The 4,266-nt window shown below is 67.4% G+C and carries 3 protein-coding genes and 1 pseudogene; all 4 read left to right on the top strand.

Annotated elements, in window-relative coordinates:
* The coding region (locus QZ378_RS12265) for an SEC-C metal-binding domain-containing protein (RefSeq protein WP_291258470.1) at positions 1-188 on the top strand (188 nt) is incomplete at its 5' end.
* 285 nt (positions 189-473) lie between these two features.
* Positions 474-1,289 (top strand): peptidoglycan editing factor PgeF, encoded by an 816-nt coding sequence (gene pgeF, locus QZ378_RS12260; RefSeq protein WP_291258469.1) that lies wholly within the window; start codon positions 474-476, stop codon positions 1,287-1,289.
* Between the two features lie 409 nt (positions 1,290-1,698).
* A complete protein-coding gene (locus QZ378_RS12255) occupies positions 1,699-3,231 on the top strand; it encodes an ABC transporter substrate-binding protein (RefSeq protein ID WP_291258468.1) in 1,533 nt (510 codons plus the stop codon).
* Positions 3,232-3,251: 20 nt separating this feature from the next.
* Positions 3,252-4,266 (top strand): annotated as a pseudogene (locus QZ378_RS12250) (phosphoribosylformylglycinamidine synthase); the annotation flags it as partial.

Genomic DNA, 4,266 nt, shown 5'->3' with positions numbered 1-4,266 from the left:
AGGTGGGCGGCGAGGTCAAGCGGGAGCGGGTGGCCAAGGTCACCGGCGAGAGCGCCGGCGGCGACGGCACCGTCAAGAAGCAGCCCGTCAAGAAGGGCCAGAAGATCGGCCCCAACGAACCCTGCCCCTGCGGAAGCGGCAAGAAGTTTAAGAAGTGCACCTGCAAGGAGTACCACCCCGATCTATAATCGAAAAAGTGGCAAAGCCACTTTTTCGAAGGGGGCTGCATGACGGAAGGGGCTCGTTTTCTCACGAAAAAGTCGCCCCTTCCGCCATGAGAAGTGTCATTTCCGAGGCGCATGTCCCCAGAAAGGACGGATTTTGATTTTATTCCGTCGCCTACCTGCGCCCGCAGGCGCGTTTCGAGGCCAACCGCCGCTTGCGGCGGCTCTTGGGCCGAGATGGGCGACGGAACTCTGCGAGGCTTTTGTCAGACGGACGTTTCAGAAGAGCATCTGCGAGGGAGAGACAGCATGAATATCACCGAACACAATCAGAACGGTTTGGTGTACCTGACCGCCGACGGCTTTGAGGCCGCCGGCGGTGTGGCACACGGCTTTTCCACCCGCCGCGGCGGGGTGTCCGAGGGGATCTTCGCCACCCTCAACCTGAGCATGAACCGGGGGGACGACCCGGACAGGGTGCGGGAGAACTACCGCCGCTTCTGCGCCGCCATCGGCGTGGACGTGGGGAAGATCGTCTGCGCCAGCCAGGTCCACGGGGACACCGTGCGCACCGTCACCGCCGCCGACCTGGGCATCGGCCTGGACGAGGGGGAACCCTGGAAGGCCGACGGCCTGATCACCGACATCCCCGGCGTGGTGCTCACCATCTTCACCGCCGACTGCCTGCCCATCCTGCTCTATGACCCGGTGCGCCGGGTGGTCGGCGCGGTGCACTCCGGCTGGCGGGGCACCGCCCTGGGCATCGCCGCCAAGGCGGTGGAGCGGATGGTGGACTGCTACGGCTGCGACCGGATGGACATTCTGGCCGCCATCGGCCCCGGCATCTCCAAGTGCTGCTTTGAGACCCACGAGGACGTGCCCAACGCCATGACCGAGGCCATGGGCGCCGCCGCCCTGTCCGCCATCGAGGTGCTGCCCACCGGCAAGTTCCACGTGGATCTCAAGGCCCTCAACGCCAAGCGGCTGGAGAGCGCCGGACTGGATCCGGCCCACATCGCCGTCTCCCCTGACTGCACCTGCTGCATGCCGGAAAAATACTGGTCTCACCGGGCCACCCACGGGGAGCGGGGAAGCCAGGCGGCAATGATTGCATTGAGCGTCTAGGGGGGACGTTGTCCCCCCTAGATACGGCGGCGGTTCCAAAGGAAACCACCGCCGATACCCCTGGCCGCCGCGGCCAGGGGTATCGGTGTGCTCCGCAGGCGCACAAGGTGAATTGCCCCGCAGGGGCAAGAGAAGGCCCCCTGGGGGGTGTCCTGCTCCGCACTTCTTTTGATTTTCTTTTCCCCGCGGGGCGGGGAAAACGCTGTGAGACAAGCAGTTACAAAATTTGTGATACTTCATTGCCGTTGTACGCCAATCCAAAATCCCCCTCGGAGAGCGGAGGGGGTATCGCGCCGCAGGCGCGTATCTAGGGGGAACTGGTTCCCCCTGGAAGGCGCGTATCCTGCCGCGCAGCGGCAGAGATTTTCCGCAGAAAATCGACGCGCCTTTGGAAAGGAGGTCAGGCCCCTTGAAAAGAATACTGGCCGCCCTGCTGGCGGCGGCCCTGTGCCTGGGGCTGGCCGGCTGCGGATCCTCCCCGGAGCCGGTGGAATCTCCCACGCCCACGCCCAGTGCCACGCCGGCGGCGGAGCCGGCGGAGTTCGCCCTGGCCTGCTACCCGTCGGCGGGGTTCCACCCCATCACCGGCACCAACCGCACCAATCTGAACCTGGCCGGGCTGGTGTACGAGGGGCTGTTCGAGCTGGATCAGGAATTTCAGGTTCACAACGTGCTGTGCGCCTCCTATACTGTGTCCGAGGACGGCCTGACCTGGAGCTTCCGCCTGCGCCCCGGCGTCACCTTTTCCGACGGCAGCGCCCTCACCGCCGCCGACGTGGTGTCCTCCCTGGAGGCCGCCCGCACCAGCGCCCTCTACTCCGCCCGGTTTACCGGCATCGGCGCCGTGTCCGCCACGGCGGACGGCGGGGTGACCGTCACCCTCACCCGGGCCAACGGGAACCTGCCCGCCCTGCTGGACATCCCCATCGTGCGGGAGGCCGGGGCCGTCCCCCTGGGCACCGGCCCCTACGTGCTCACCGGCGCGGGGGAGAGCTGGAGCCTGACGGCCAACCCCAACTGGCGGCAGGGCCCGGAGAACCTGTCCCTGCAGTCCATCCCCCTGCGGGCCATCCACGAGGCGGACGAGCTCATCCGCGCCTTTGACACCCGGGAGGTCACCCTGGTGTCCACCGATCTGACGGGCACCAACTCCCTGGGCTTCTCCGGCTCCTTCGACACGGTGGACTACCCCACCAGCACCATGCTCTACGTGGGCTTCAACACCGTCTCCGGCCCCTGCGCCAGCGCGGCGGTGCGCCAGGCCCTTCTGCGGGCCTTCGACCGCTCGTCGGCGGTCACCGCCCGCCTGTCCCGCCACGCCCAGGCCGCCGCCCTGCCCGTCTCCCCGGTCAGCCCCCTCTACGACGCGGAGCTGGCCCAGTCCCTGGCCTACGACACCGGGGCGGCGGAGGAGCTGCTCACCCAGGCGGGGTACAGCCGCTCCGACGGGGTGTGGCAGCGGCGGGGGACGCCCCTGTCCCTCACCCTGGCGGCCCCCACCAACAACCCCACCCGGCTGGACGCGGCGGAGCTGCTGGCGGCCAACCTCACCGACCTGGGCATCCAGGCGGAGCTGGCCGCCCTGTCCTGGGACGACTATGTCCAGGCCCTGGAGGCGGGGGATTTCGACTTGTACCTGGGGGAGGTGCGCCTCACCGCCGACTTCGACCTCACCGCCCTCATCACCCCCGGCGGGGCGCTGAACTACGGCGGGTACAGCAATGCCCAGACCACCAACCTGCACAGCGCCTTCCGGGCCGCCTCCGGCACGGCCAGGACGGAGGCGGCGGCCCAGCTCTATGCCCAGCTGGCCCAGGAGCCGCCCTTCGCGGTGATCTGCTTCAAGAACTGGTCGGTGCTGATGCAGTGGAATCAGCTCTCCGGCCTGACCCCCACCCAGCAGAACCTGTTTTACCAGTTTGACCAATGGGAAATTTCATAAAGAGAGATAGGGGAGAGTGTATGGGAAACGTATTTCGCTGTTTTGTAGAGAAGAAGTCCGGCTACGATGTGGAGGCGGAGGGGCTGTTCCATGAGCTCCGCCACACCCTGGGGCTCACCGGCCTCACCGGCGTGCGGGTGCTCCGCCGCTACGATGTGGAGGGGGTGGACGAGGCCGTCTACGCCGCCGCCCGCACCACCATCCTGTCCGAGCCACAGGTGGACAAGCTGTGGGACGAGAAGATGCCCGCCCCCCGGGGGGAGCACACCCTGCTGGCGGTGGAGGCCCTGCCGGGGCAGTACGACCAGCGGGCCGACTCCTGCGCCCAGTGCATCCAGATGATGACCGGCGGGGAGCGCCCCGCCGTCCGGGCCGCCACGGTGTACGTGCTCCAGGGCACCCTCACCCCGGAGGAGCTGGACAAGGCCAGGGGCTACCTGATCAACCCGGTGGAGAGCCGGGAGGCCGCCCTGGACAAGCCGGAGACCCTCCGGCAGAGCTACCCCGTGCCGGAGGACGTACCGGTGCTGGACGGCTTCGCCCACATGAGCGAGGAGGAGCTGCGCCAGGTGCTGGACACCTACGGCCTGGCCATGGATCTGGCGGATCTGAAGTTCTTCCAGCAGTACATGTTTGAGGAGGAGCTGCGGGATCCCACCCTCACCGAGCTGCGGGTGGTGGACACCTACTGGTCTGACCACTGCCGCCACACCACCTTCTCCACCCACCTGGACGGGGCGGACATCGCCGACGGGCAGGTGAAGGCCGCCTATGACCGCTACCTGGCCGCCCGGGTGGAGGTGTACGGCCAGGAGAAGGCCGCGGCCCGGCCCCAGACCCTGATGGACATCGCCACCATCGGCGCCAAGACCCTGAAAAAGCGGGGCCTGCTCCCCGAGCTGGACGAGAGCGAGGAGATCAACGCCTGCTCCATCCACGTGCCCGCAAAGGTGGACGGGAAGAAGCAGGACTGGCTCCTGATGTTCAAGAACGAGACCCACAACCACCCCACCGAGATCGAGCCCTTCGGCGGCG

It is taken from the genome of Flavonifractor sp. (assembly GCF_019422385.1).
GTDB classification, from domain to species: Bacteria; Bacillota; Clostridia; order Oscillospirales; family Oscillospiraceae; genus Flavonifractor; species Flavonifractor avistercoris.
This window is presented reverse-complemented; position numbering and strand designations above follow the sequence as displayed.

Coding starts and splice junctions, on each gene's coding strand:
- pgeF (WP_291258469.1), top strand. CDS start 474: ATGAATATCACCGAACACAATCAGAACGGTTTGGTGTACCTGACCGCC.